This is a genomic window from Pseudomonas fragi, from assembly GCF_025426255.1.
GTDB classification, from domain to species: Bacteria; Pseudomonadota; Gammaproteobacteria; order Pseudomonadales; family Pseudomonadaceae; genus Aquipseudomonas; species Aquipseudomonas kulmbachensis.
Window position 1 is genome coordinate 29,201 of the sequence record NZ_CP104861.1, and the last position, 24,657, is coordinate 53,857.

Consider the following 24,657-nt stretch of genomic DNA (forward strand, 5'->3'; position numbering starts at 1 on the left):
ATGTGTCATACCTTGCCATGAGCTAACGTATCAGACGTGCAGCCGTGGGCAGCGATTAGTGCTGAAAGGCCATCCATGTTTAACTTGAATGCTCGTTCAAGTTAAACCGGTGGTCCGCTGCCCGCTCACAACAGGAGGCTAACCCTTGCCGAATCCGCTCTTTTTGATCCCGTTTTACCTTTATAAGGTGCACATCCAATGAGTGTACCGATCACGTCCGAGACGTCCCAGATCCGTATGAACCCGCCGGTTTTCTACTTTGCCGCCGCGTTTATCCTGATCTTTGGCCTGGTAGTAATTGCCATGCCACAAGCCGCCGGTGAATGGTTGCTGGCTGCACAAAACTGGGCGGCCAACACGGTCGGCTGGTACTACATGTTAGCGATGACCCTGTATCTGATCTTTGTGATCGTCACCGCCTTGTCCGGTTACGGCAAGATCAAGCTCGGTGCCGACCACGACGAACCCGAGTTCAGTTACCTGTCCTGGGCGGGCATGCTGTTCGCCGCCGGGATCAGCATCACGCTATTTTTCTTCTGTGTGTCCGAACCCCTGACCCATATGCTCGCCCCGCCTCAAGGCCCGGCCGGTACGTCAGAGGCTGCACGCCAGGGCATGCAGTTGCTGTTCCTGCACTGGGGCCTGCATGGCTGGGGCGTGTTCGCCTTTGTCGGCATGGCGCTGGCCTACTTCGCCTATCGTCACAACCTGCCGCTGGCGCTGCGTTCGGCGCTGTACCCGCTGATCGGTAAACGCATCAACGGGCCAATCGGCTATGCGGTGGATGGCTTCGGTATCATCGCCACCGTGTTTGGTCTGGGCGCCGACATGGGGTTTGGGGTGTTGCACCTCAACTCCGGCCTCGATTATCTGTTCGGTTTGCCGCACACCCAATGGGTGCAGGTGGGTCTGATCACGCTGATGATGGGCGCGGCGATTCTGGTGGCCATTGCCGGCGTCGATAAAGGCGTGCGTGTGATGTCCGACATCAACATGCTGCTGGCCTGTGCGCTGCTGCTGTTTGTGTTGTTCGCAGGGCCTACCCAACATTTGCTGAACACGCTGGTGCAGAACATCGGTGACTATTTGGGCGCGTTGCCGACCAAGAGTTTCGACGTGTATGCCTACGACAAGCCAAGCGATTGGCTGGGCGGCTGGACCGTGTTCTATTGGGCCTGGTGGATCGCATGGTCGCCGTTTGTGGGCCTGTTTATTGCGCGTATTTCCCGTGGCCGTACCATCCGCGAATTCGTGTTTGGCGTGCTGCTGATTCCGCTGGGCTTCACCCTCGCGTGGATGTCGATTTTTGGCAACAGCGCCATCGATCAAGTGCTCAACCACGGCATGGTTGCCCTCGGTCAGTCGGCCATCGACGACCCGTCGCGCACGTTGTACCTGCTGCTTGAGACCTACCCGTGGAGCCGAACCGTGATTGCGGTGACGGTGTTTATCAGCTTCGTGTTCTTCGTGACCTCGGCCGACTCCGGCACCGTGGTGTTGTCCACTCTTTCGGCGCGTGGCAATAACGCCGACGAAGACGGCCCCAAGTGGCTGCGGGTGTTCTGGGGCGCGATGACCGCGCTGGTCACCAGTGCGTTGTTGTTCTCGGGCAGTATTGATGCGCTCAAGTCAGCGGTGGTGCTGACCTCGCTGCCGTTCTCGCTGATTTTGCTGCTGATGATGTGGGGCCTGCACAAGGCGTTCTACCTGGAGTCGCAGAAGCAAATCGCGCAGATGCACTCTCTGGCGCCGGTTTCGCACTCGCGTCGTGGCGGCTGGCGTCAGCGCTTGAGCCAGGCCGTGCACTTCCCGTCGCGTGACGAGGTGTACCGTTTTATGGACACCACCGTGCGCCCGGCGATTGAAGAAGTGAGCGCGGTGTTCCTGGAGAAAGGCCTTAACGTCGTCACCCAGCCGGACCCGGCCAACGACAACGTGAGCCTGGAAATCGGTCACGGCGAAGAGCACCCGTTTATCTATCAGGTGCAGATGCGTGGCTATTTCACGCCGTCCTTTGCCCGTGGTGGTTTTGGCAAAAAAGAGCAACTGCGTAACCGCCGTTACTACCGTGCTGAAGTGCATTTGGCTGAAGGCAGCCAGGACTACGACCTGACTGGCTACACCAAAGAGCAAATCATCAACGACATCCTCGACCAGTACGAACGCCATATGCAGTTTTTGCATTTGGTGCGGTGATTGGGTTGGCCCGCCCGCAATGGGCGGGCCACGGTTGTTGTTGAAACTTCTGTAGCCGCTGACGAGCGGAGCGAGGCTGCGATCGAGTGCGAAGCGCTCGCGAAACCTGAGCTATCGATTGATCTGACACAACGCGACGTTTCTTTTTACGAGCGCTACGCACTCGATCGCAGCCTTCGTTCCTCGGCAGCGGCTACAGAAATAGCCACGGGTTGATGAGGTGCACCTTCCCGTGGGCAACATCTTTCAGATTGCGTGTGGCGAGGCTGGCGTTGTGTAACAGGCAAATCGCAGCTATTTGCGCATCCGCCAAACTGACAGGCTTGCCCTTGGCTTCACTGCTTGCAACCCATTGCGCATAGCGTGAGGCAGCATGTGCATCGAACGGTAAAACCCGGTCAGCAAAATCTTCGGTGAACATCGCCAGGGCCATGTCATGCAAATGCTCTTTGCGTTTGCTAGTGGGCAATCGGGCGATGCCGTGAAGGATCTCGGCCATCGTAATGGCACTGATAAATAAACCCTCGGCACTTTGTGCATCCATCCATGCCATCACGGCAGCGTTTGGCTGCGCACGCATCAGTTCAGAAAGCACGTTGGTGTCGAGAATTATCATTCGTCGAAGTCCACCGTGCGGGCGCGCTCCTCTCTGCTGGGCAAGTCCAGCTCAACACCACCAGCATCCGCAAAACGTGCATGAATGCGGCTTGCCAGGCCCTGATTTTGCGTGGGGGCCTTGAGTGCACGGCGCAATATCAACCGCACCTCTTCTTCCATCGAATGACCGTTGAGGGCAGCCTCAATGCGCAAACGTTCTTTAACCTGATCGTCCAGGTTTCGAATGGTAATACTGGCCATGTGCACCTCGTGCAATCAATGAAATCATTGGGATCATAAGAGGGTTTGAAAGCAGTCGTCAGTGAGCGCCGATCAACGGTGCCTCCGTGGGAGCGAGCCTGCTCGCGATGCTCTTGGGGCCTTCGCGAGCAGGCTCGCTCCCACAGTATGTGAACAGTTTTACGCGTCTACAGACCTTTCGCGCACTTGTGTGGGATCGGGCTTTAGCGCTTTTGACCCCATTGTCGTGCTCCAAGCGGGCTGCCTATAGTCCGCCCCGTCGCTGAATAATCAGCGTTCAGGCGTGCAAGCCTGATTCCTACCAATATCAACTTTTCATTTCGCTTGTTAGGCTCTGCGCCTGCAATCAGCGTTATGGCGGTTGTGCGCGGGAGACCTTCGGGTCTGCCGGGTGGGTAGGTAACCGGTCTTGCACACCCGCGCACAGCTGCCACCCTCTTTCTGCGTGCAAGCTGATTGAAGTGGCTCCTTTTCTTTAGGAGTTTCAACCATGACGCCTTACCTGCCTCAAACCGACAACCCTGTCGGCTCAAACGTCTTGTTAATCGATACCCGCGCCTCTGTGGCTGACCTGCTGGCGTGTGCCGAGCAGCGTTTTCAGGCGGCCAAGAACCTGCTGCGCTGTTTGTCGCTGATGAGCGGCCACAGCCATGACCCCCATGACATGAGCGCGGTATGTGAAGCCTCGTCGTTGCTGTTGCAGCAAGGGTGCGATGTGTTGGGGGTGCTGGCGCTGCGCGAAGGGTGAGTCAGGGATATTGCCGCCTGGCATGAAGCACGGTCAGTATTTCGATCACGATCCGTGACTCGATAAACCACCAGGTAGTTGGGATGGACAACAATTTCCCGAGTACCTGGGACTCGGCCAAACCGGTAGAGGTAGGGATGTTGAGGCAAGGCTGAGGTTGCGGCTTGAATGTTTTGGTAAAGCTCGCTGGCCGCCACAATATTGCGATCGCCGATGTAGTCAAGAATCTCGCCGAGTTGAGCCCGCGCAAGGGGCCGCCACTCAACCAGCATCGCGCTCTTTGCGTTTTGATTCGATCAGGGCCTGCATGTGCGCCATCACCTGATCGTGCGGGATGCCGGGTCTCGGGTCATCAAGGGCAGCCTGTACCTTGGCGCGAAACCAGTGGTCATAGCTGGCGGCCTGCTCTTCGGTTTCGAACTCGGAAACGATAGGGGAAAGGTGGGGGCTCATGGAGACCTCCTGTGTAGATGCCTGTGAGTCTAATCTGTCCACCGCTTACTATCCTTGCAACCACGACGAAGGGCATTTCAAGTAACAATTTTCAGGCACAAAAAACCCCGAAGGGCTTTCACCGTTCGGGGTTGTGGATCGCCCATGATTTACAACTTGGCGATGGACACTTCGGTGGATTTTACGAAGGCGATCACTTCGCTGCCGACCACCAGCTCCAGCTCTTTTACCGAGCGGGTGGTGATGACGGAGGTGACGATGCCCGATGCGGTTTGTACGTCGATTTCCGACAGTACGTCGCCCAGCACGATTTCCTTGATGTGGCCTTTGAACTGGTTGCGAACGTTGATGGCTTTAATGGTCATGGTGTCGATTCCTGTCTTGGGATAGAAAGTAGGTTTATTGCGCCCAGCGCAGTTGCGTGGGCAGCGGTGCTACGGGTTCCGGCTCCGGTGGCGAGCCAGGCAATGCAAGTACACGGTTCAGTACTTCGGTTTCCAGTGCCGCCAGGCGGTGCGAGCCGCGTGCCCGTGGGCGTTGCAGGTCGACCGTGAGGTCCAGCCCCACCTGGCCTTCTTCAATCAGAATCACTCGGTCGGCTATCGCGACGGCTTCGCTGACGTCGTGGGTCACCAACAACACCGTGAAGCCATGCTGGCGCCACAGGCGTTCGATCAGTTGCTGCATCTCGATACGGGTCAGGGCATCCAGTGCGCCCAGCGGCTCGTCCAGCAGCAGCAAACGGGGTTGATGGATCAGGGCGCGGGCCAGGGCCACACGCTGCTTCTGCCCACCCGAGAGTGCTGCAGGCCATTCATTGGCGCGTTCGGCCAGGCCGACTTCTTCCAGTGCTTTAAGCGCTTTGGGGCGCCAGTCGCCTTTAAGACCGAGGCCCACGTTGTCGATGACTTTTTTCCAGGGCAGCAGGCGCGCTTCCTGAAACATCAGCCGGGTATCTTCGCGAGCCGCTTGCAGCGGCGCGCTACCGGCCAGTAATTGGCCTGCGGTGGGTTGATCGAGCCCGGCCAGCAGGCGCATCAGGGTGCTTTTACCGCAACCGCTGCGGCCCACGATGGCGACGAATTGCCCCGCCGGAATGTGCAGGTTGATGTCACGCAGGACCAGGCGCTCGCCGAAGGCTTTTTGCAGACCGTTGATGGCCAGCGGTATGCCCTGGCGCAAACGTGGGGGTTGTTGAGCTGTCATGCTGCACCGCCTTTAACCACTTGATACGCCGGGTGCCAGCGCAACCAGATGCGCTCCAAACCCCGGGCCGCGGTGTCGGCCAATTTGCCGAGCACTGCGTACAAAACAATCGCCAGCACGACCACGTCGGTTTGCAAAAACTCCCGGGCGTTCATCGCCAGGTAGCCAATGCCGGAGCTGGCGGAGATGGTTTCGGCCACGATCAACGTCAGCCACATAAAGCCCAGGGCAAAACGCACGCCCACCAGAATCGAAGGCAACGCGCCCGGCAAGATCACCTGCCAGAACAGACTGAAGCCGGACAGGCCATAGTTGCGCGCCATTTCTACCAGCGCCGGGTCAACGTTGCGGATGCCGTGGTAAGTGTTGAGGTAGATCGGGAATAAAGTCCCCAGCGCCACCAGAAAAATCTTTGCCGACTCATCGATGCCGAACCACAGGATGACCAGCGGAATCAGCGCCAGGTGCGGGATGTTGCGGATCATTTGCACCGAGCTGTCGAGCAGGCGTTCGCCCCATTTCGACAGGCCGGTGATAAAGCCCAGCACCAGGCCAATGCTGGCGCCGATAGCAAAGCCCAACCCGGCGCGCCAGCCACTGATGGCCAGGTGTTTCCAGATTTCGCCACTGCGTACCAGCTCGACTCCGGCTGCGATCACGGCGCTGGGCGCGGGCAGGATGCGTGTCGACAACCAGCCCGCCGACACGGACAGCTGCCACACCGCCAGCAACAACACAGGCAAGGCCCAGGGCGCCAGGGTGTGACCGATTTTATTGAGGCCCAAGGCCTTGCCTGAACTCATGGCGACCTCAGCTCTGCGACGCAGCTTTAGGGAGAATGTCACTGGCGACCATTTCGCCAAACGGGCTCACGTATCCAGCCCCTTTTGGCAGTTCCGGGCGCTCGATATCCAGATGCGGGAACAGCAGCTCAGCCACCCGGTACGACTCTTCCAGGTGAGGATAGCCCGAGAAAATAAATGTATCGATGCCCAGGTCGGCGTATTCCTGAACCCGTGCTGCCACGGTTGGGCCGTCACCGACCAGTGCTGTACCCGCGCCGCCGCGCACCAGGCCCACGCCCGCCCAGAGGTTGGGGCTGACTTCGAGGTTGTCGCGGCTACCGCCGTGCAGCGCGGCCATGCGTTGTTGGCCTACCGAGTCAAAGCGCGACAGAGAGGCTTGAGCGCGGGCGATGGTGTCTTCGTCCAGATGCGAGATCAGTTTGTCGGCGGCTTTCCATGCCTCTTCGTTGGTTTCACGCACGATCACGTGCAAGCGAATGCCGAAGCGCACAGTGCGGCCCAGCTTGGCGGCCTTGGCCCGTACCTGTTCGATTTTTTCGGCAACGGCGGCCGGTGGCTCGCCCCAGGTCAACACCATTTCAACTTGTTCGGCAGCCAGGTCCTGCGCCGCTTCCGAGGAGCCGCCGAAGTACAGCGGCGGACGCGGTTGCTGGATCGGCGGGTAGAGCAATTTTGCGCCTTTGACGGTGATGTGCTTGCCGTCGTAGTCCACGGTTTCGCCTTCGAGCACCCGGCGCCAGATGCGGGTGAATTCCACCGAAGCTTCATAACGCTCTTCGTGACTGAGGAACAAGCCATCACCGGCCAGCTCTTCCGGATCGCCACCGGTCACCAGGTTGAACAGCGCGCGGCCACCGGACAGGCGGTCCAGGGTTGCGGCCTGACGCGCCGCAACAGTTGGCGAAACAATGCCTGGGCGCAGGGCCACCAGAAATTTCAGACGCTGGGTCACGGGGATCAACGCTGCCGCCACCAGCCACGAGTCTTCGCATGAACGTCCGGTCGGGATCAGCACCCCGCCAAAGCCCAGACGGTCAGCCGCTTGTGCTACTTGTTGCAGGTAGCCGTAATCAACAGCGCGGGCGCCTTCGGAGGTGCCAAGGTAATGGCCATCACCGTGGGTAGGCAGGAACCAGAAAATATTGAGGCTCATGGAGTGGTCTCCTAAATGTGGGGGCAGCAAGCGTTAGTTGGCTTTGGCCACAGCGGCCGGTGGCGTCCAGATCACGTCTTTGATCACCAATGGCTTGGGGATCAACTTGAGCTGGTGGAAGGTGTCAGCGATTTTTTGCTGTGCGTTGACCACTTCCGGGGTCAGGAACTGCGCGCCGTAGCCCTGGCGCTTGACCGCTGTAAAGGTAATTTCAGGAGACAGGCCCAGCAGCGGTGCAACTTGTTGCGTCACCTCTTCAGGGTGAGCTTTGGCCCATTCGCCAATATTGCGCACTTCATCGACCAGGGTTTCGATCACCTTGGGATGCTGTTCGGCGTAAGGCTTGGTGGCCAGGTAGAACTGGTGGTTGTCAGCGATACCAGTGGCGTCACGCAGGGTGCGCGCTTGCAGCTGTTGTTCGGCGGCGGCCTGGTACGGGTCCCAGATCACCCAAGCGTCGACACTGCCGCGCTCGAAAGCGGCGCGGGCGTCGGCAGGCGGCAGGAATACAGTCTGGATGTCGGTGTATTTAAGGCCAGCGTCTTCAAGGGCGCGCACCAGCAGGTAGTGAACGTTGGAGCCTTTGTTGAGGACGACTTTTTTGCCTTTGAGGTCTTGCACCGATTTGATCGGTGAATCCTTGGGCACCAGGATCGCTTCGCTGGTAGGCGCTGGTGGCTCGAAGGCGACGTAGAGCAGATCGGCGCCAGCAGCTTGGGCGAAGACGGGCGGGGTTTCGCCGGTCACGCCGAAGTCGATAGAGCCCACGTTCAGGCCTTCAAGCAGTTGCGGGCCGCCGGGGAATTCGGTCCATTGCACGTCGACGCCCTGCTCTGCCAGGCGCTTTTCCAGCGTGCCTTTGGCCTTGAGCAGCATCAGCGTGCCGTACTTCTGGTAACCGATGCGCAGGGCATCGGCTTGAGCTTGGGTAACCGCGCCAAAGGACACAGCCGCAGCAAACAGTGCGACCAGACCACGACGCAAAATGACAGGGCGCATGGCGCTCTCCTTTTGTTGTTCGAGATTCGGGTAGCACCTGCCGAGCCGTTAGCGGATCAGTAAGGTGGTGGAGCTTTTTTCTGTGGGAGGGAAATTATGTTGTTTCAGATACTCCAACGAGCCGTGACCAGGCGCTCGTTGAGGATGTTTGGGTCCAGTGGCTTGGGGCGTCGTGCCAGGGCGCTGTAGAACTGCTCAAGCGACTCGTTCATACGCTGTTCCAGTACCGGCACCAGCTGCGCTTGTGCGCTGCCTTCGCCGTAAGCAATCTGGCTGTCTTCGGCAAAAATGCCGTGCAGCATTTCCTGGGCCTTGAGCGCCGACAGTACCGGCTTGAGGGCGTAGTCCACGGCCAGCATGTGGGCGATGCTGCCACCGGTGGCGATGGGCAATACGACTTTGTGGCTCAGGGCGCGTTCGGGCAGCAAGTCGAGCACGGTTTTCAGTGCGCCGCTGAACGAGGCCTTGTACACCGGGGTGGCGATCACCAGGCCGTCGGCGTTTTCAATCTGTTGCAGCAGGTCGATAATTTTTGGACTGTCGAAACGTGCGTGCAGCAAGTCTTCGGCCGGAAAGTCACGTACCTGATAACTCACTACTTCGACGCCTTGCTGGTTGAGCCAGCGTTTGGCGTGATCCAGCAACACTCCCGAGCGGGAACGTTGGCTTGGACTTCCTCCGAGTGTCACAACCAGCATCTAGACGTTTCCTTGAATGAATATGTGCAATTCGCTGTCAGCGTTTTCGCTTGAGTGAATAGACCTTAACAGGTGATTTATATATCTATAAATCATATTTATTCATTTGTTTATTCTTAAAATGCATATGCATTTTTGTTGAATAAAAGGCAAAAAAAAGGCCATCGAAATGGCCAGAAACCCTGTTGAAGACACGCAACTCATGTAGCAGCTGCCGAAGGAACGAGGCTGCGTCCGGCGGCGTAGCCGTCGTAAAACCTGAGAACCCGGTCTTTCAGTTAAACCGCAGGCTCAGGTTTTACGAGCGCTACGCACTCGAACGCAGCCTCGTTCCTTCGGCAGCTGCTACAGGGGATCAGTCGCTATTTGTTCGGCTGTGGCGTCAGGCGCAGGTAGGGCTTCACGGCGCGGTAGCCTTTGGGGAAGCGTTTGTTGATTTCGTCTTCATCCTTGAGCGATGGCACGATCACTACTTCGTCACCGTCCTGCCAGTTGGCCGGGGTGGCGACTTTGTAGTTGTCGGTCAGTTGCAGCGAGTCGATCACTCGCAGGATTTCGTTGAAATTGCGCCCGGTACTGGCCGGGTAGGTGATGGTCAGGCGGATTTTTTTGTTCGGATCAATCACGAACAGCGAGCGCACGGTGAGGGTGTCGCTGGCATTGGGGTGGATCAGGTCGTAGAGGTCAGACACCTTGCGATCGGCATCAGCCAGGATCGGGAAGTTGACCACCGTGTTCTGGGTTTCGTTGATGTCCTCGATCCACTTGTGGTGCGAGTCCACCGGGTCAACGGACAGTGCAATGGCTTTTACGCCGCGCTTGGCGAACTCGTCCTTGAGCTTGGCGGTAAAGCCCAGCTCGGTGGTGCACACCGGGGTGAAGTCCGCCGGGTGCGAGAACAGCACTCCCCAGCTGTCGCCCAGCCACTCATGGAAGTGGATCTTGCCAGCGCTGGAATCCTGTTCGAAATCGGGGGCGATATCGCCGAGTCTGAGGCTCATGGTGCAGCTCCTTTTTTATAGGGAATGGCAGGGCGTGTGGGAGCTACTCTGCCTGCGCCACGACTTAATTAAAAAGAATAAATATCGATTTGGTTAGAGCTTAAAGGAATATTAAAAACTGTTTCATTGGACGCAGACAAGCCTTGGGGCCACTCTGGATTCAGGTTTAGGCAAGGGGAGTGGCAGGGAGCTACGACTATTAATGTGTTGCGAATTGATCGTTCAGGTCTTCGGTAAACACCCTGCCCGGCATTGCGCCGGGCAGGATTTTTCTTACCTTTGTACTACACCAAGCTTATAGCAACGGGATCGAGTAGCTGACGATCAGACGGTTTTCGTCCTGATCGCGCTGGCTCGCAATATCGTTGCGCCACATGGCGTTTTTCCACATGAAGCCGAGGTTTTTCAGCGTGCCTTCCTGAACAACGTAAGCCACGGTGATATCGCGTTCCCACTCGGAAGCGCCGTTGCTGGTTTGTACATTTTTGTTGCTGTAGGTATCGATGTTATCGCCACGCAGGTAAACCGCGCCCGCCGTCAGGCCAGGTACGCCCACTTTGGCGAAGTCATACGAGTAACGTGCCTGCCAGGTACGCTCGCCAGCACGGGCGAACTTCGAGATCTGCATGTCGGTAGGGATGTAAGCCGATGCGCCGTCGCCCTGGTTCAGGAACGGGAAGTCGCTGCTGCCGTTGCTGACCTGATAGCCGCCACCAAAGGTATGACCTTCAACGGTGTACAGGAACAGGCCGCTGATCAGGTTGTTGTCGACCTTGCCTTTGCCGCTACCCGCTGAGCTGTTGGCGTAATCACCGGTGGTGTAATACGCAGAATCGTGGCCGTTCTTGCCATCGTCGGTGCTGTTGAAGTAACGCAGGTCAGATTTCAACACGCCAGGACCGATGGACCAGTTGTGAACCAGGCCCAGGAAGTGTTGCTTGTAGAAATCTTCCAGGTTGCCGTAGTAGTACTGCAGCAACAGGTCTTTGTTGAGCTTGTAGTCCACGCCGCCGTAGTAGAACTTGTTAACAAACTCGCCTGTTATGGAGTTGTTAGCACCGCCAATCGACAGGCCTTCGTTGTTGCTGGAGTTACGACCCTTGGCGTGTTCGATCTGACCGCCGGTGAAGGTCAGGTCCTTGAACTCGCTGGAGGTGATCTGGCCACCCTGGAAGGTCTGCGGCAGCATACGACCGTCGTTGCTTACGATAACCGGCAGTTTTGGCTGCAGGGTACCGATGCGCAGTTCGGTCTGGGAAATCTTGGCTTTGGCGGTCAGGCCCAGGCTGGAGAAATCGTCTACAGCGTGGTTGCCGTCGCTTGGGAATACCGAGCCGCCATAGTTTGCGCCGGTAGGGTTGCCGTGTTTGGCAGTGCTGGAATCAAGCTTGACGCCCAGCAGGCCAATGGCGTCCAGACCAAAACCGACTGTGCCCTGGGTGAAACCCGAGGCAAAGTCCACCTGGAAGCCTTGGCCCCATTCGGCGGTGTAGTTGGAGTTTTTCGGCGCACCCGAATCACGGTTATCGTTGTTGATGTAGAAGTTACGCAGTTTCAGCGTGGCCTTGCTGTCTTCGATGAAGCCAGCAGCGCTTGCTTGTTGTGCCAACAACCCTACGGCCACAGCGATGGCCAAGGTGGACTTGTTCATTGTGTTGCTCCTTTGCGTCTCTAATTTTTGTAGTTCTTTAGCCCCGAATCTGATGTTTGGGTGCTACAGATGCGCGATTAGCGCCAGACGGTGACTGGCAAGTCAATCGTAACCAAGCATGTCTACGACCTTTGTCTAGTCATTTGCCGTTTGTGCGCAGAGTAATGGCTATTTGATAAACCTAAAAAGAATTGTTTCTGATCTTTTCAGATCATATGGCTATATAGCAGGGTTTTTCCTACGCGCATGCGAAGGAATGCTATCGGTCTTTTGTCTAATTTATAAACATATTTTCATGAATTTTTTAATAGCGTTTGGTTCTTAAACGTTCGACCCGATCACCTGTTGGGCAAAAGGCCATATCCGCTGCGGCCTTAGTGCATTTCTGGATGTTGCTGAACTACATAAGCTAATGCTTAAAAGTTATTTATTTACTGATTCTTAGATCATTTAACCTCACATTCTGCCGATATCCGGCCGTCTGCCGAGGAGCTCTTCCTGATGAAACTGCACTCTCCCTTACGCCTTTTGGCTGCTTTGTCCCTGGCGGGTGCCAGCTTCTTCGCGCAGGCCGCTACTGCGGATGTGACCGTGGCTTACCAGACCACCGTGGACCCGGCGAAAGTCGCCCAGGCCGACGGTGCTTATGAAAAAGCCACGGGCGCCAAGATCAACTGGCGCAAATTTGATAACGGCTCCGACATCATTGCCGCCATCGCCTCGGGCGATGTGCAAATCGGTTACCTCGGTTCCAGCCCGCTGACGGCTGCGATCACTCGCAAGGTGCCGGTTGAAACCTTCTTGATAGCCACCCAGATCGGCGGCGCTGAAGCACTGGTGGCTCGCAACGGCTCCGGCATCAACGGCCCGCAGGACCTGATCGGCAAAAAAGTTGCCGTTCCATTTGTATCCACCGGCCACTACAGCCTGCTGGCAGCGTTGAAGCACTGGAATATTGACCCTTCGAAAGTACAGATCCTCAACCTCGCGCCACCGGCCATTGTGGCTGCCTGGAAGCGTGGCGATATTGACGCCACTTACGTATGGGACCCAGCACTGGGTGCGGCCAAAGAGAATGGCAAAGTGCTGATCACCTCGGGCGAATTGGCAAAGGTTGGTGCTCCAACCTTTGATGCCTGGATCGTGCGTAAGGACTTCGCCGCCAAGCACCCGGAAATCGTCAAGGAGTTTGCCAAAGTCACGCTGGATGCTTACGCCGACTATCGCAAGGACCCCAAGGCCTGGCTGGCCAATCAGAGCAATGTCGATAAGGTTGTGAAACTCTCGGGCGCCAAGCCTTCTGACATCCCAGTACTGCTGCAAGGCAACGTGTACCCGCTGGCCAGCGACCAAGTGGTTTTGCTCGGCGCACCGACCACCAAGGCTCTGACTGACACGGCAGCATTCCTGAAAGAACAGGGCAAGGTCGATGCAGTACTTGCCGACTATGCCCCTTCGGTCAACGCCACTTTTATCACTCAATAATTCGCGCCGCGCAGGAGTCGACCGTCATGGCCTTGTTATCACTGGAGCGCATCAGCGCACAGTACCCGGGCGCTGCTGAGCCGGTACTGTCGGATATTTCCGTCAGCCTCGGTCCTCAACAACTGTTGGTCGCACTCGGCCCGTCGGGTAGCGGTAAAACCTCGCTGCTGAATCTGATCGCAGGCTTTGTCGAACCCAGCGGTGGTCGTATCACCCTCGACGGAGTGCCGGTACACGGCCCCAGCGCCGAGCGCGGTGTGGTGTTTCAGGACGATGTGTTACTGCCGTGGCAAGACGTGCTGGCGAACGTGGCCTTTGGCCTTGAGCTGGCCGGTGTGCCGCGGGATAAACGCGAAGCTCGCGCCCGTGAAATGCTGGCCCTGGTGGATTTGGCGGGGTTTGAAAAACGCCGGGTATGGGAGCTTTCGGGCGGGCAGAAACAGCGCGTCGGCCTGGCCCGCGCCCTGGCTGCCGACCCTCGGATCCTGCTGATGGATGAACCCTTCGGCGCACTCGATGCCTTCACCCGCGAGCAGATGCAAGAACTGCTGCTGCAGGTGTGCCGTCGCACCGACAAGCCGGTATTTCTGATCACCCACGACATCGAAGAAGCGGTGTTTCTGGCCACGGATCTGATTTTGCTGGCACCCAACCCGGGGCGCATTGTTGAGCGGCTGACGCTGGATTTTGGCCAGCGCTATAACGCTGGCGAGTCCGCCCGCTCGATCAAGTCTGATCCTCGTTTTATCGAAACCCGTGAACACGTGCTTGAGCGCGTGTTTTCACAACGCGGTGCCGCCCAGCGGCAGGAGCGCGCATGAGCAGTTATGAAGCAATCGCAGCCGCCCCGGTTGCTGCGCCGCACGCGCCGCGCCCGGTCAAGCGCAGCCTGAGCACGCGCTGGATCAGCGTTCTGACCCTGCTGACCTTGATTGCCCTGTGGTGGGCAGTGACGGCCGCGGGCTTGATCGAACCGCTGTTTTTGCCACCGCCGTCTGCCGTACTGGAAAAAGGCTGGTTGCTGGCGACCAAAGGCTACATGGATTCCACGTTGTGGCAGCACTTGGGCGCGAGCTTGAGCCGTATCGGCCTGGGCCTGGGTTTTGCGATTCTGACCGCGGTGCCGGTGGGAATCGCCATTGGCCATAACCGTATTGCGCGGGGCATTTTCGACCCGCTGATCGAGTTCTATCGCCCGATTCCGCCATTGGCTTATTTGCCGCTGATTGTGATCTGGTGCGGCATTGGCGAGTTGTCGAAAGTATTGCTGATTTACCTGGCGATTTTTGCCCCGATTGCGATTGCTACCGCCACTGGTGTGCGTACCGTTGACCCGGCCAAGGTGCGTGCCGCGCAGTCGTTGGGCGCTACGCGCTGGCAGTTGATTCGTCATGTGATTTTGCCCAGTGCCTTGCCGGATATTTTGACCGGTGTACGCATTGGTCTGGGGGTGGGCTGGTCGACCCTGGTGGCCGCCGAGCTGATCGCCGCCACCAGCGGTTTGGGGTTTATGGTGCAGTCTGCCGCGCAATTTCTAGTCACCGATGTGGTGGTGCTGGGAATTCTGGTGATCGCCATCATCGCCTTTGCCATGGAAATGGGCCTGCGCGCCCTGCAACGCAAGCTGGTGCCGTGGCACGGCCAGGCTCACTAAACAGAACTCGACGCTGATTAATTGGCGCGCTGCTAAAGAGATAGATCATGAGCCTGACCATTACCCCGATTAGCTCTGCCCTTGGCGCCCAGATTGCTGGCGTCGACCTGACTCAACCCCTGAGTCCGGAACACCGTGATGCCATCGAGCAGGCGTTGCTGGCGCATCATGTGGTGTTCTTCAAGCATCAGTCGATCACGCCGCAGCAGCAGGCACGTTTTGCTGCCAACTTCGGTGATCTGCATATTCATCCAATTTATCCCAACGTACCGGAGCAGCCAGAAGTGCTGGTGCTGGATACGGCCGTGACCGACGTGCGCGACAACGCGGTGTGGCATACCGACGTGACCTTTTTGCCGACGCCGGCGATGGGGGCGGTGCTGAGTGCCAAGCAGTTGCCGGCTTTTGGTGGCGACACCTTGTGGGCGGGCGGGATCGCCGCTTTTGAGGGGTTGTCCAGGCCACTGCAAGTTTTGCTGGAAGGGCTGACTGCAACCCACGACTTCACCAAGTCGTTCCCGCTGGAGCGTTTCGGTTCGACCCCTGAAGACCTTGCACGCTGGGAGCAGACCCGCAAAAACAACCCGCCGTTGTCGCACCCGGTGGTTCGCACCCACCCGGTGAGCGGTCGCAAATCGTTGTTCGTCAATGAAGGCTTTACCACCAAAATCAATGAGCTTTCAGAAGCTGAAAGCGAAGCGATCCTCAAGTTGTTGTTTGCCCATGCGACGCGCCCCGAGTACACCATTCGCTGGCGCTGGGAGGAAAATGACGTGGCGTTTTGGGACAACCGTTCTACCCAGCATTACGCCGTGGACGATTACCGCCCGAACCGCCGCGTGATGCACCGCGCGACGATTTTGGGTGATGCACCGTTCTGATGAACACCGCATGAGGTGTAGATCAGGGATCCTCGTAGCAGCTGACGAGCGGAGCGAGGCTGCGTCCGGCTGCGAAGCGGCCGTAAAATCTGAGACCCGGTTTTAACTGGCTCACCGCAGGTGTATGTTTTCGCGGCTGCTGCGCAGCCTGACGCAGCCTCGCTCCGCTCGTCAGCTGCTACGCAACGTCTAGCGGCTGCAGCTTTCACGCTTGGGCAAAAACGGCGGCAAGTACAACCCCAGGTAAGCATCCACTACACGTATGCCTTCTTCGGCCATGCGCGGGGTGATGCTGTCGTGCAGTTGGATAGAGCGCGCATATACGCGGTCGCCCAGCTCCATCGCCAAGGCAAATACGTCCACGTCCTGTGGCAGTGCCGGCAACTCAAAATGGCGCATAAATAAACCATGCATCAACTGGCCCAGCTCCAGGTCGTGCTGACGGTCTGCCTGAGTTACTTCGGTGAGACCATGCTGGGCCAGGATCAATTGCCGGGCAGCGGCATCTTCGCTGTAAATCGTCAGCATGCGCAGCTCAACGAGGCGCGACAGGTCTCGCCAGTCCCTCAACGCTTCATGCTCAATCGGCTCTTGCAGGCAGGCGCGGAACGCCGCATGCACATCTGCGGTCAAGGCTTCGAGGAGCGCGGGCACACCGGCGAAAAAGTGATAGACCGACGACGGCGGGATTTCAGCGCGTTCGGCCACGCTGTAAATCGACAGGCTGGACACCCCTTCTTCTGCCAGCAGTGTGCGGGCAGCATTGAGTATCGAATCGATCCGGACCTGGCTGCGAGCGCGTGACTTTCGAGGTGTGGCAAGGCGCGTCATGGGTGTCTCCTGCGGGGCAGTGCGCATTGTACGAGCCTTGGGCCCATAAAAAAACGCCGCAGGCCGTGAGGCCTGCGGCGTTCCTTGTGGACTGCAAACGCTTACACGGTATGCAGATACCAGTTGTATTCGAGGTCGGAGATGGAGTGTTCAAACTCTTCCAGCTCGCTCTCTTTACAGGCGACAAAGATATCGATGTATTTCGGGTCGATATATTTGGCCATTACTTCGCTGTCATCCAGCTCGCGCAATGCATCACGCAGGTTGTTTGGCAGGCTTTGCTCGTTCTGCTCGTAGCTGTTGCCTTCGACTGGCGCACCCGGTTCGATCTTGTTGGTCAGACCGTGGTGAATACCGGCCAGTACCGAGGCCATCAACAGGTATGGGTTGGCATCGGCACCGGCAACCCGGTGTTCGATACGTACCGAGTCGGACGAGCCGGTAGGTACGCGAATCGCCACGGTACGGTTGTCCAGGCCCCAGCACGGCGAGTTCGGCACGTAGAACTGAGCGCCGAAACGACGGTACGAGTTGACGTTAGGGCAAAGGAACGCCATCTGCGCCGGTAGGGTCTCGAGCACACCGCCGATCGCGTGACGCAATGCGGCGTTCTGCTCGGGATCCTCGCTGGCAAAAATATTTTTGCCTTCTTTGTCCAGAATCGAAATATGAACGTGTAGTCCGTTGCCCGCCTGGCCCGGGTAAGGCTTGGCCATGAACGTGGTGTCCATCTCATGGTCATAGGCGATGTTTTTGATCAGTCGCTTGAGCAGTACCGCGTAGTCGCAGGCCTTGATCGGGTCGGCAACGTGGTGCAGGTTCACTTCGAACTGCGCCGGGGCACTTTCTTTAACGATGGCGTCAGCCGGGATGCCTTGTTCTTTGGCACCTTCCAGAATGTCCTGGAGGCAGTCGACGTATTCATCGAGGTCGTCGATCAGGTAAACCTGAGTCGAATGTGGACGTTTGCCGGAGATCGGCGAGCGTGGAGGTTGCGGGCGACCGTTAACGTTCTCCTGGTCAATCAGGTAGAACTCCAGCTCGAAAGCGGCGCAGATGGTCAGGCCCATCTCGTCAAATTTGGTAACAACTTGACGCAGCACTTCGCGAGGGTCGGCGAAGAAAGGTTCACCTTCTAGTTCGTGCATAGTCATCAGCAGTTGCGCGGTTGGGCGCTTTTGCCAAGGTTCATTGCACAGGGTGTCCGGGATGGGATAACAGATTCTGTCTGCGTCACCGATATCCAGACCCAGGCCGGTGCTTTCCACCGTTGAGCCATTGATATCAAGTGCAAACAGAGAGGCAGGCAGGTTGATGCCTTTCTCGTAAACCTTGTGGAGGCTGGTGCGTTCGATGCGCTTGCCGCGCACCACACCATTCATATCCGCAATTAGAAGGTCTACGTACAGAACCTCAGGATGATCCTTAAGGAACGCGTTCGCTTCGTTAAGCTGAACGGCACGCGGGGGTACCGACATGATGCAACACCTTTGTTGTTAAAAATATCAATCATTGAGCGCTACGGGTTTCAGTCAACCCGAACGGCATACCGAAGTCAAGCTGCCTGTTTTATGCCCTTAAAAAGCGCCTAAATGCCATTTTTGACGCTTTTTGGGGCGTCTTTGACCTTTTTGAACGCTTGGCGCCCGCAGGCTTGAGCGGGCCGTGTTGTATTTTTTACGGGGGTGTTGTGTAAAAAAATGAACAAGGCTAAGCTCGATTCAAACCCATAACAGCAATAATACCGGGGTGTTACATGTCACGCCTGCCGTTAATCGGCGTCACCGCCTGCACCAAGCAGATCGGTTTGCATCCTTATCACATCACTGGCGATAAGTACGTGCGAGCAGTTGCAGTGGCTGCCAAAGGCTTGCCTCTGATCATACCGTCACTGGCGGAATTGATTGATCCGACCGATATTCTTGACGGTCTGGACGGCCTGCTCTTTACCGGGTCTCCTTCCAATATAGAACCCCATTTGTATCACGGCCCTGCCAGCGCGCCTGGCACGCTGCATGATCCTGACCGTGATCGCACTACCCTTCCCTTGATTCGTGCTGCTATTGCAGCTGGCATTCCGGTGCTCGGGATTTGTCGCGGCTTTCAGGAATTAAATGTAGCTCTGGGTGGCTCACTTCACCAGAAATTGCACGAAGTCGAAGGCTTTATCGAGCACCGCGAAGACCCCAGCGCCCCTGTTGAAGTGCAATACGCTGCGAGCCACGCCATGCACGTTCAGCCGGGCGGCATCCTGGCTGGTCTAGGCTTGCCGGCTGAGTTCGAGGTCAACTCGATTCATACCCAGGGTATTGAGCGCGTAGCGCCAGGCCTACGGGTTGAAGCCCTGGCGCCGGACGGCCTGGTCGAAGCCGTTTCGGTAAAAGACGGCAAGGCTTTTGCTTTGGCGGTTCAGTGGCACCCCGAATGGCAGGTAAGCTCTAACCCGATTTATCTCGCCATCTTTCAGGCGTTTGGAAATGCCTGTAGAAGGCGCGCTACACAACGCGACGCGGATGCGTCAGTAAACGCCTGACTTATTCAAGTCAGGACACTCAGCCCAGAGGCATTTATGAGTAACAACCTCGACCAGCTCACCGATTGGTTGAAAGACCACAAGATCACAGAAGTCGAATGCATGATCGCCGACCTCACCGGGATTACTCGCGGGAAGATTTCGCCGACCAACAAGTTCATTGCCGAAAAAGGCATGCGCCTGCCCGAGAGCGTATTGCTGCAAACCGTTACGGGCGACTATGTCGAAGACGACATCTATTACGAGCTTCTGGACCCGGCCGATATCGACATGATCTGCCGTCCCGACCAGAACGCAGTATTTGTGGTGCCGTGGGCTATCGAGCCAACCGCTCAGGTGATTCACGACACCTACGACAAGCAGGGCAACCCGATTGAGTTGTCGCCGCGCAACGTGCTTAAAAAGGTTCTCAAACTCTACGCCGATCACGGCTGGCAGCCGATCGTGGCGCCAGAAATGGAGTTCTACCTGACCAAGCGCAGCGACGACCCGGACTACCCGTTGCAGCCTCCGGTGGGTCGCTCCGGTCGCCCGGAAACCGGTCGTCAGTCCTTCTCTATTGAAGCGGCCAACGAATTCGATCCGCTGTTCGAAGACGTTTATGACTGGTGCGAACTGCAAGAGCTGGACCTGGACACGCTGATCCACGAAGACGGCACGGCGCAGATGGAGATCAACTTCCGTCACGGCGACGCACTGTCGCTGGCCGACCAGATTCTGGTGTTCAAGCGCACCATGCGTGAGGCTGCGCTCAAGCACAACGTGGCCGCGACCTTCATGGCCAAACCGATGACCGGTGAGCCTGGCAGCGCCATGCACCTGCACCAGAGCATCATTGATATCAACACCGGCAAAAACGTCTTCTCCAATGAAGACGGGACCATGAGCCAGCTGTTCCTCAACCATATCGGTGGGCTGCAAAAGTTCATTCCAGAGCTGCTGCCGCTGTTTGCCCCGAACGTGAACTCGTTCCGCCGTTTCTTGCCTGATACCTCGGCACCAGTAAACGTGGAGTGGGGCGAAGAGAACCGCACCGTGGGCCTGCGCGTGCCGGATGCCGGCCCGCAAAACCGCCGTGTCGAAAACCGCTTGCCGGGCGCCGATGCCAACCCGTACCTGGCGATTGCTGCCAGCTTGCTGTGCGGTTATATCGGCATGGTCGAAGGCATCAACCCGAGCGCGCCAGTGGTCGGTCGTGGTTATGAACGTCGCAACTTGCGCCTGCCGTTGACCCTTGAAGAGGCACTGGCACGCATGGAAGGCAGCAAGACTGTCGAGAAGTACCTGGGCACCAAGTTCATCACCGGTTACGTGGCAGTCAAACGTGCCGAACATGAAAACTTCAAGCGCGTCATCAGTTCGTGGGAGCGGGAATTCCTGCTGTTCGCCGTCTGACACGCTGGAGGGGCGCGCCTGGGAGGCGCGGTCCCTCCTCTACTGACTAAAGGAGAGCTGTATGACTAACAAAAACCCGCAAACCCTCCAATGGCAACAACTGAGTAACGACCACCATCTGGCCCCGTTCAGCGACTTCAAACAGTTGAAAGAAGTCGGCCCACGCATCATCACTCATGCCAAAGGCGTGTACCTGTGGGACAGCGAAGGCCACAAGATTCTCGACGGCATGGCCGGCCTGTGGTGTGTTGCCATCGGCTATGGCCGTGACGAACTGGCCGATGCCGCCAGCAAGCAAATGCGCGAACTGCCGTACTACAACCTGTTTTTCATGACCGCGCACCCGCCGGTACTTGAACTGTCCAAAGCCATCGCCGAGATCGCGCCTGAAGGCATGAACCACGTGTTCTTCACCGGCTCAGGCTCTGAAGGCAACGACACCATGTTGCGCATGGTTCGCCATTACTGGGCGATCAAGGGCCAGCCCAACAAGAAAACCATCATCAGCCGCAAAAACGGCTACCACGGCTCCACCGTGGCGGGCGCGAGCCTGGGCGGCATGACCTACATGCACGAACAGGGCGACTTGCCGATCCCTGGCATCACCCACATCCCGCAGCCGTACTGGTTCGGCGAGGGTGGCGACATGTCCCCGGAAGAGTTCGGCATCTGGGCCGCCAATCAGCTGGAAGAAAAAATCCTCGAACTGGGCGTCGACAATGTCGGGGCCTTTATTGCCGAGCCGATCCAGGGTGCAGGCGGCGTGATCGTTCCTCCTGCCACCTACTGGCCGCGCATCAAGGAAATCCTGGCCAAGTACGACATCCTGTTCGTTGCAGATGAAGTGATTTGTGGCTTTGGTCGTACCGGTGAGTGGTTCGGTAGCGATTTCTACGACCTCAAACCGGACATGATGACCATCGCCAAGGGCCTGACCTCAGGTTATATCCCGATGGGTGGCCTGATCGTGCGCGATGAAGTGGTTGCGGTACTGAACGAAGGTGGCGATTTCAACCACGGTTTCACCTACTCGGGTCACCCGGTAGCAGCAGCAGTGGCACTGGAAAACATCCGCATCCTGCGCGAAGAAAAAATTATCGAGACGGTTCACGCCGAAACGGCACCGTATTTGCAAAAGCGTTTACGTGAACTGAACGACCATCCGCTGGTGGGCGAAGTGCGCGGTGTTGGCATGCTGGGTGCCATTGAATTGGTGCAGGACAAAGCCACGCGCAAACGTTACGAAGGCCGTGGTGCTGGCATGATCTGCCGACAGTTCTGTTTCGCTAACGGTCTGATCATGCGCGCCGTAGGCGACACCATGATTATTTCGCCGCCGCTGGTGATCAGTAAAGACGAGATCGACGAGTTGGTGACAAAGGCGCGCAAGTGCCTGGATCTGACCTTGGAAGCACTGCAAGGTTAACTGCTAGGCTTCGGGCGCAAGACAACTGCGATCCTAAAGCAGGTAATTGCGCTCTGGGCCTTAAGAATCAAGGCTTTCCCTTGAAAGCCTGCCCCAGATCTTGCCAGACTTGCCGCCGGCTTTAGTCACCTTGAGATCAGGTCGCTGAATCGGTGGTTTAAAAGAACAATTGGAGCATTACAGATGAAGGCATCAGGTTTGAAAAAAGTTGGCAAGACACTTCTCGCCCTCTCCTTGATGGGTGTGATGGCCGGGGCAGCTCAAGCGGCAGACAAAGTACTGCACATCTACAATTGGTCCGATTACATCGCACCCGACACCGTTAAAAAATTCGAAGACCAGACCGGTATCAAGGTGGTCTACGACGTGTTCGACAGCAACGAGACCCTTGAGGCCAAGCTGCTGGCGGGCAAGTCCGGCTACGACATTGTCGTGCCATCCAACAATTTCCTGGCCAAGCAGATCAAGGCCGGGGTTTACCAGGAACTGGACCGCTCCAAGCTGCCTAACTGGAAAAACCTCGATCCTGCGTTGCTCAAGGCCGTTGGCGATGCCAGCGACAAAGACAACAAACATGCGTTCCCGTACATGTGGGGCACCATCGGTATTGGCTACAACCCTGAGAAGGTCAAGGCCGCTCTAGGTGTCGACACCATCGATTCCTGGGACGTGCTGTTCAAGCCGGAGAACGCTGCCAAGCTCAAAAGCTGCGGCATAAGCTTCCTCGACTCGCCGACCGAAATGCTCCCGGCCGCCCTGCATTACCTGGGCTACCCGACCGATTCGCAAGACAAGAAACAATTGGCTGAAGCCGAAGCGCTGTTCCTGAAAATTCGTCCTTCGGTTGGCTACTTCCACTCGTCCAAGTACATCTCCGACCTTGCCAACGGCAACATCTGCGTAGCCGTGGGTTACTCGGGTGACCTTGAACAGTCCATTTCCCGCGCCAAAGAAGCCGGTGACAAGGTCAAGCTCAAGTATGTGATCCCTAAAGAAGGTGCTGGCAGCTTCTACGACATGGTCGCCATTCCCGAGGATGCCGAGAACGTTGACGCCGCTTATGCCTGGATGAACTTCCTGATGCAGCCTGAGATCATGGCCGAGATCACTAACAGCGTGCGTTTCCCGAACGGTAACAAGGCTGCAACGCCGCTAGTGAATAAAGACATCTCTGGCGACCCGAGCATTTACCCGTCCGATGACGTGAAGGCCAAGCTGTACGCAATCAGCGATTTGCCGCCAACAACCTTGCGTTTGTTGACGCGCAGCTGGACCAAAATCAAGTCAGGCAAGTAACTACCTGTAGCCGCTGCCGCAGGCTGCGATTGAGCCCGAAGGGCTCACGCTGTTTTCGGTCACTTGAAGGCCCTTCTGGCCTTATCGCAGCCTTCGGCAGCGGCTAAAAAATCAGGTAAGTGCTTAATAAATAGCGGAAAACTTTGCTGTGTCGGTTTATCGAGGGTAAGTTGCGCGCCGGTTTTGTCTTTGGCGGCTCGGCTGCCGTGTGACGCGGGCAACTCAGGCCCAACTATATTGAGGACCATCACGTGTCTATATCTTTGTTTCGCAAGACCTTGCTGGTCGGAGCCGGTTTGACGCTTGCCGTCAGCGTACAAGCGGCACCTACAGTGCACATTTATAACTGGTCGGACTACATCGCACCGAACACGCTGAGTGATTTCGAAGCCGCTACCGGTATCAAACCGGTGTATGACGTATTCGACTCCAACGAAACCCTTGAAGGCAAATTGCTGGCCGGGCGTACCGGTTATGACGTGGTCGTTCCGTCTAACCATTTCCTGGGCAAGCAGATCAAGGCGGGCGCGTTCCAGAAGCTCGACATGTCGCAGTTGCCGAACTATTCCAACCTCGACCCGGCCCTGCTCAAGCGCCTTCAGGCCAACGACCCGGGTAACCAATATGCCGTGCCGTACCTGTGGGGCACCAACGGGATTGGTTACAACGTCGATAAAGTCAAAGAAGTACTGGGGGTCGACAGCATTGACTCCTGGGATGTGGTGTTCAAACCCGAGAACATGAAGAAGCTGACCAAGTGCGGCGTAGCCTTCCTGGATTCGGCTGATGAAATGCTGCCTACCGTACTCAACTACCTGGGCCTGGATGCCAACAGCACCAACCCCAAGGACTACAAAAAAGCAGAAGCAACACTGATGTCGGTGCGTCCATACGTCACCTACTTCCACTCTTCCAAATACATTTCCGACCTGGCCAACGGCAACATCTGTGTGGCGATTGGCTTCTCCGGTGATGTATTCCAGGCCAAGGCTCGGGCCGCAGATGCCAAGAAAGGCGTGAATATCGCGTATATCGTGCCCAAGGAAGGCGGCGCGCTGTGGTTTGACATGCTGGCCATCCCCAAGGATTCCAGCAACGTCAAGGAGGCTCACGCGTTCATCAATTACCTGCTCAAGCCTGAAGTGATCGCTCAAGTCAGCGACTATGTTGGTTATGCCAACCCCAATCCTGCGGCTGACAAGGTGATGGATGAGTCCATTCGTACCGACGAAGCGGTTTACCCAACCCAGGCGGTGCTGGACAAAACGTACGTTTCAACCGAGTTACCGCCGAAAGTACAGCGTCTGATGACGCGTACGTGGACCAAGGTCAAGACGGGCAAGTAATCTCGCAAGACCACCTATCCAAGGCTCGATCATCTAGGTCG

General features: G+C 57.2%; 24 protein-coding genes and 1 pseudogene. 11 read left to right on the top strand and 14 right to left on the bottom strand.

Translation table 11 applies throughout. The features are described 5' to 3' along the window. Positions 1–237: 237 nt before the first annotated feature. Positions 238–2,196: a choline transporter BetT gene (gene betT, locus N7D90_RS00135; protein WP_261742523.1), complete on the top strand. Its 1,959-nt coding sequence runs from the start codon at positions 238–240 to the stop codon at positions 2,194–2,196. Between the two features lie 193 nt (positions 2,197–2,389). Here betT and N7D90_RS00140 read toward each other — a convergent pair whose 3' ends face one another. Beyond that, a complete protein-coding gene (locus N7D90_RS00140; protein WP_261740355.1) occupies positions 2,390–2,812 on the bottom strand; it encodes a type II toxin-antitoxin system VapC family toxin in 423 nt (140 codons plus the stop codon). After that, on the bottom strand, positions 2,809–3,054 hold the full coding sequence (locus N7D90_RS00145) for a FitA-like ribbon-helix-helix domain-containing protein (protein ID WP_261740356.1): 246 nt from the start codon (positions 3,052–3,054) through the stop codon (positions 2,809–2,811). The genes N7D90_RS00140 and N7D90_RS00145 overlap by 4 nt, the downstream gene beginning before the upstream one ends. 490 nt (positions 3,055–3,544) lie before the next feature. On the opposite strand from N7D90_RS00145, the gene N7D90_RS00150 reads away from it, so the two are divergent. Next, entirely contained in the window at positions 3,545–3,802 is a 258-nt protein-coding gene (locus N7D90_RS00150; RefSeq protein ID WP_261740357.1) for a hypothetical protein, read from the top strand. A 1-nt stretch (position 3,803) separates the two neighbouring features. On the opposite strand, the pseudogene N7D90_RS00155 reads toward N7D90_RS00150, so the two are convergent. The 10 genes and pseudogenes from N7D90_RS00155 to N7D90_RS00200 all read right to left on the bottom strand — a co-directional run bounded on the left by N7D90_RS00155 (position 3,804) and on the right by N7D90_RS00200 (position 11,769). Further along, positions 3,804–4,074, bottom strand: a pseudogene (locus N7D90_RS00155) (type II toxin-antitoxin system RelE/ParE family toxin). Next, entirely contained in the window at positions 4,064–4,255 is a 192-nt protein-coding gene (locus N7D90_RS00160) for an antitoxin (protein ID WP_261740358.1), read from the bottom strand. Before N7D90_RS00160 ends, N7D90_RS00155 begins: the two are co-directional and overlap by 11 nt. A 149-nt stretch (positions 4,256–4,404) precedes the next feature. Continuing rightward, on the bottom strand, positions 4,405–4,620 hold the full coding sequence (locus tag N7D90_RS00165) for a molybdopterin-binding protein (protein WP_003444581.1): 216 nt from the start codon (positions 4,618–4,620) through the stop codon (positions 4,405–4,407). A gap of 34 nt (positions 4,621–4,654) precedes the next feature. After that, a complete protein-coding gene (gene ssuB, locus N7D90_RS00170) occupies positions 4,655–5,461 on the bottom strand; it encodes an aliphatic sulfonates ABC transporter ATP-binding protein (RefSeq protein WP_261740359.1) in 807 nt (268 codons plus the stop codon). Next, positions 5,458–6,264, bottom strand: a complete 807-nt coding sequence (gene ssuC / locus N7D90_RS00175) for an aliphatic sulfonate ABC transporter permease SsuC (RefSeq protein ID WP_261740360.1) — start codon at positions 6,262–6,264, stop codon at positions 5,458–5,460. The genes ssuB and ssuC overlap by 4 nt, the downstream gene beginning before the upstream one ends. A gap of 7 nt (positions 6,265–6,271) precedes the next feature. Next, positions 6,272–7,420 (bottom strand): FMNH2-dependent alkanesulfonate monooxygenase, encoded by a 1,149-nt coding sequence (ssuD, locus tag N7D90_RS00180; protein ID WP_261740361.1) that lies wholly within the window; start codon positions 7,418–7,420, stop codon positions 6,272–6,274. A gap of 33 nt (positions 7,421–7,453) precedes the next feature. After that, complete coding sequence (locus tag N7D90_RS00185; RefSeq protein ID WP_261740362.1) at positions 7,454–8,419, bottom strand: sulfonate ABC transporter substrate-binding protein; 966 nt, start codon at positions 8,417–8,419, stop codon at positions 7,454–7,456. A 104-nt stretch (positions 8,420–8,523) separates the two neighbouring features. Next, complete coding sequence (gene ssuE / locus N7D90_RS00190; RefSeq protein WP_261740363.1) at positions 8,524–9,117, bottom strand: NADPH-dependent FMN reductase; 594 nt, start codon at positions 9,115–9,117, stop codon at positions 8,524–8,526. A 362-nt stretch (positions 9,118–9,479) separates the two neighbouring features. Continuing rightward, positions 9,480–10,118 (bottom strand): peroxiredoxin, encoded by a 639-nt coding sequence (locus N7D90_RS00195; protein WP_261740364.1) that lies wholly within the window; start codon positions 10,116–10,118, stop codon positions 9,480–9,482. Positions 10,119–10,413: 295 nt separating this feature from the next. Further along, positions 10,414–11,769: an OprD family porin gene (locus N7D90_RS00200; RefSeq protein ID WP_261740365.1), complete on the bottom strand. Its 1,356-nt coding sequence runs from the start codon at positions 11,767–11,769 to the stop codon at positions 10,414–10,416. A gap of 501 nt (positions 11,770–12,270) precedes the next feature. Here N7D90_RS00200 and tauA point away from each other — a divergent pair. The 4 genes from tauA to tauD are packed head-to-tail and all read left to right on the top strand — an operon-like array spanning position 12,271 to position 15,789. Further along, a complete protein-coding gene (gene tauA, locus N7D90_RS00205; protein ID WP_261740366.1) occupies positions 12,271–13,254 on the top strand; it encodes a taurine ABC transporter substrate-binding protein in 984 nt (327 codons plus the stop codon). 26 nt (positions 13,255–13,280) lie between these two features. Further along, a complete protein-coding gene (gene tauB, locus N7D90_RS00210; protein ID WP_261740367.1) occupies positions 13,281–14,075 on the top strand; it encodes a taurine ABC transporter ATP-binding subunit in 795 nt (264 codons plus the stop codon). After that, positions 14,072–14,908, top strand: coding sequence for a taurine ABC transporter permease TauC (tauC, locus tag N7D90_RS00215; protein WP_261740368.1), 837 nt, complete (start codon positions 14,072–14,074; stop codon positions 14,906–14,908). Before tauB ends, tauC begins: the two co-directional genes overlap by 4 nt. A 47-nt stretch (positions 14,909–14,955) precedes the next feature. Beyond that, a complete protein-coding gene (gene tauD, locus N7D90_RS00220) occupies positions 14,956–15,789 on the top strand; it encodes a taurine dioxygenase (RefSeq protein WP_261740369.1) in 834 nt (277 codons plus the stop codon). A gap of 189 nt (positions 15,790–15,978) precedes the next feature. On the opposite strand, the gene N7D90_RS00225 is transcribed toward tauD, so the two are convergent. Then, positions 15,979–16,620: a TetR/AcrR family transcriptional regulator gene (locus N7D90_RS00225; protein ID WP_261740370.1), complete on the bottom strand. Its 642-nt coding sequence runs from the start codon at positions 16,618–16,620 to the stop codon at positions 15,979–15,981. 101 nt (positions 16,621–16,721) lie between these two features. Further along, positions 16,722–18,098 (bottom strand): glutamine synthetase family protein, encoded by a 1,377-nt coding sequence (locus N7D90_RS00230; protein WP_261740371.1) that lies wholly within the window; start codon positions 18,096–18,098, stop codon positions 16,722–16,724. 278 nt (positions 18,099–18,376) lie between these two features. On the opposite strand from N7D90_RS00230, the gene N7D90_RS00235 reads away from it, so the two are divergent. The 5 genes from N7D90_RS00235 to N7D90_RS00255 all read left to right on the top strand — a co-directional run bounded on the left by N7D90_RS00235 (position 18,377) and on the right by N7D90_RS00255 (position 24,616). Continuing rightward, on the top strand, positions 18,377–19,153 hold the full coding sequence (locus tag N7D90_RS00235) for a gamma-glutamyl-gamma-aminobutyrate hydrolase family protein (RefSeq protein ID WP_261740372.1): 777 nt from the start codon (positions 18,377–18,379) through the stop codon (positions 19,151–19,153). A gap of 36 nt (positions 19,154–19,189) precedes the next feature. After that, positions 19,190–20,548, top strand: a complete 1,359-nt coding sequence (locus N7D90_RS00240; RefSeq protein ID WP_261740373.1) for a glutamine synthetase family protein — start codon at positions 19,190–19,192, stop codon at positions 20,546–20,548. Between the two features lie 61 nt (positions 20,549–20,609). Then, on the top strand, positions 20,610–21,974 hold the full coding sequence (locus N7D90_RS00245) for an aspartate aminotransferase family protein (protein WP_261740374.1): 1,365 nt from the start codon (positions 20,610–20,612) through the stop codon (positions 21,972–21,974). 198 nt (positions 21,975–22,172) lie between these two features. Then, positions 22,173–23,270, top strand: coding sequence for a polyamine ABC transporter substrate-binding protein (locus N7D90_RS00250; protein ID WP_315968169.1), 1,098 nt, complete (start codon positions 22,173–22,175; stop codon positions 23,268–23,270). 251 nt (positions 23,271–23,521) lie between these two features. Then, positions 23,522–24,616: a polyamine ABC transporter substrate-binding protein gene (locus N7D90_RS00255; protein WP_261740376.1), complete on the top strand. Its 1,095-nt coding sequence runs from the start codon at positions 23,522–23,524 to the stop codon at positions 24,614–24,616. Positions 24,617–24,657: the final 41 nt, after the last annotated feature.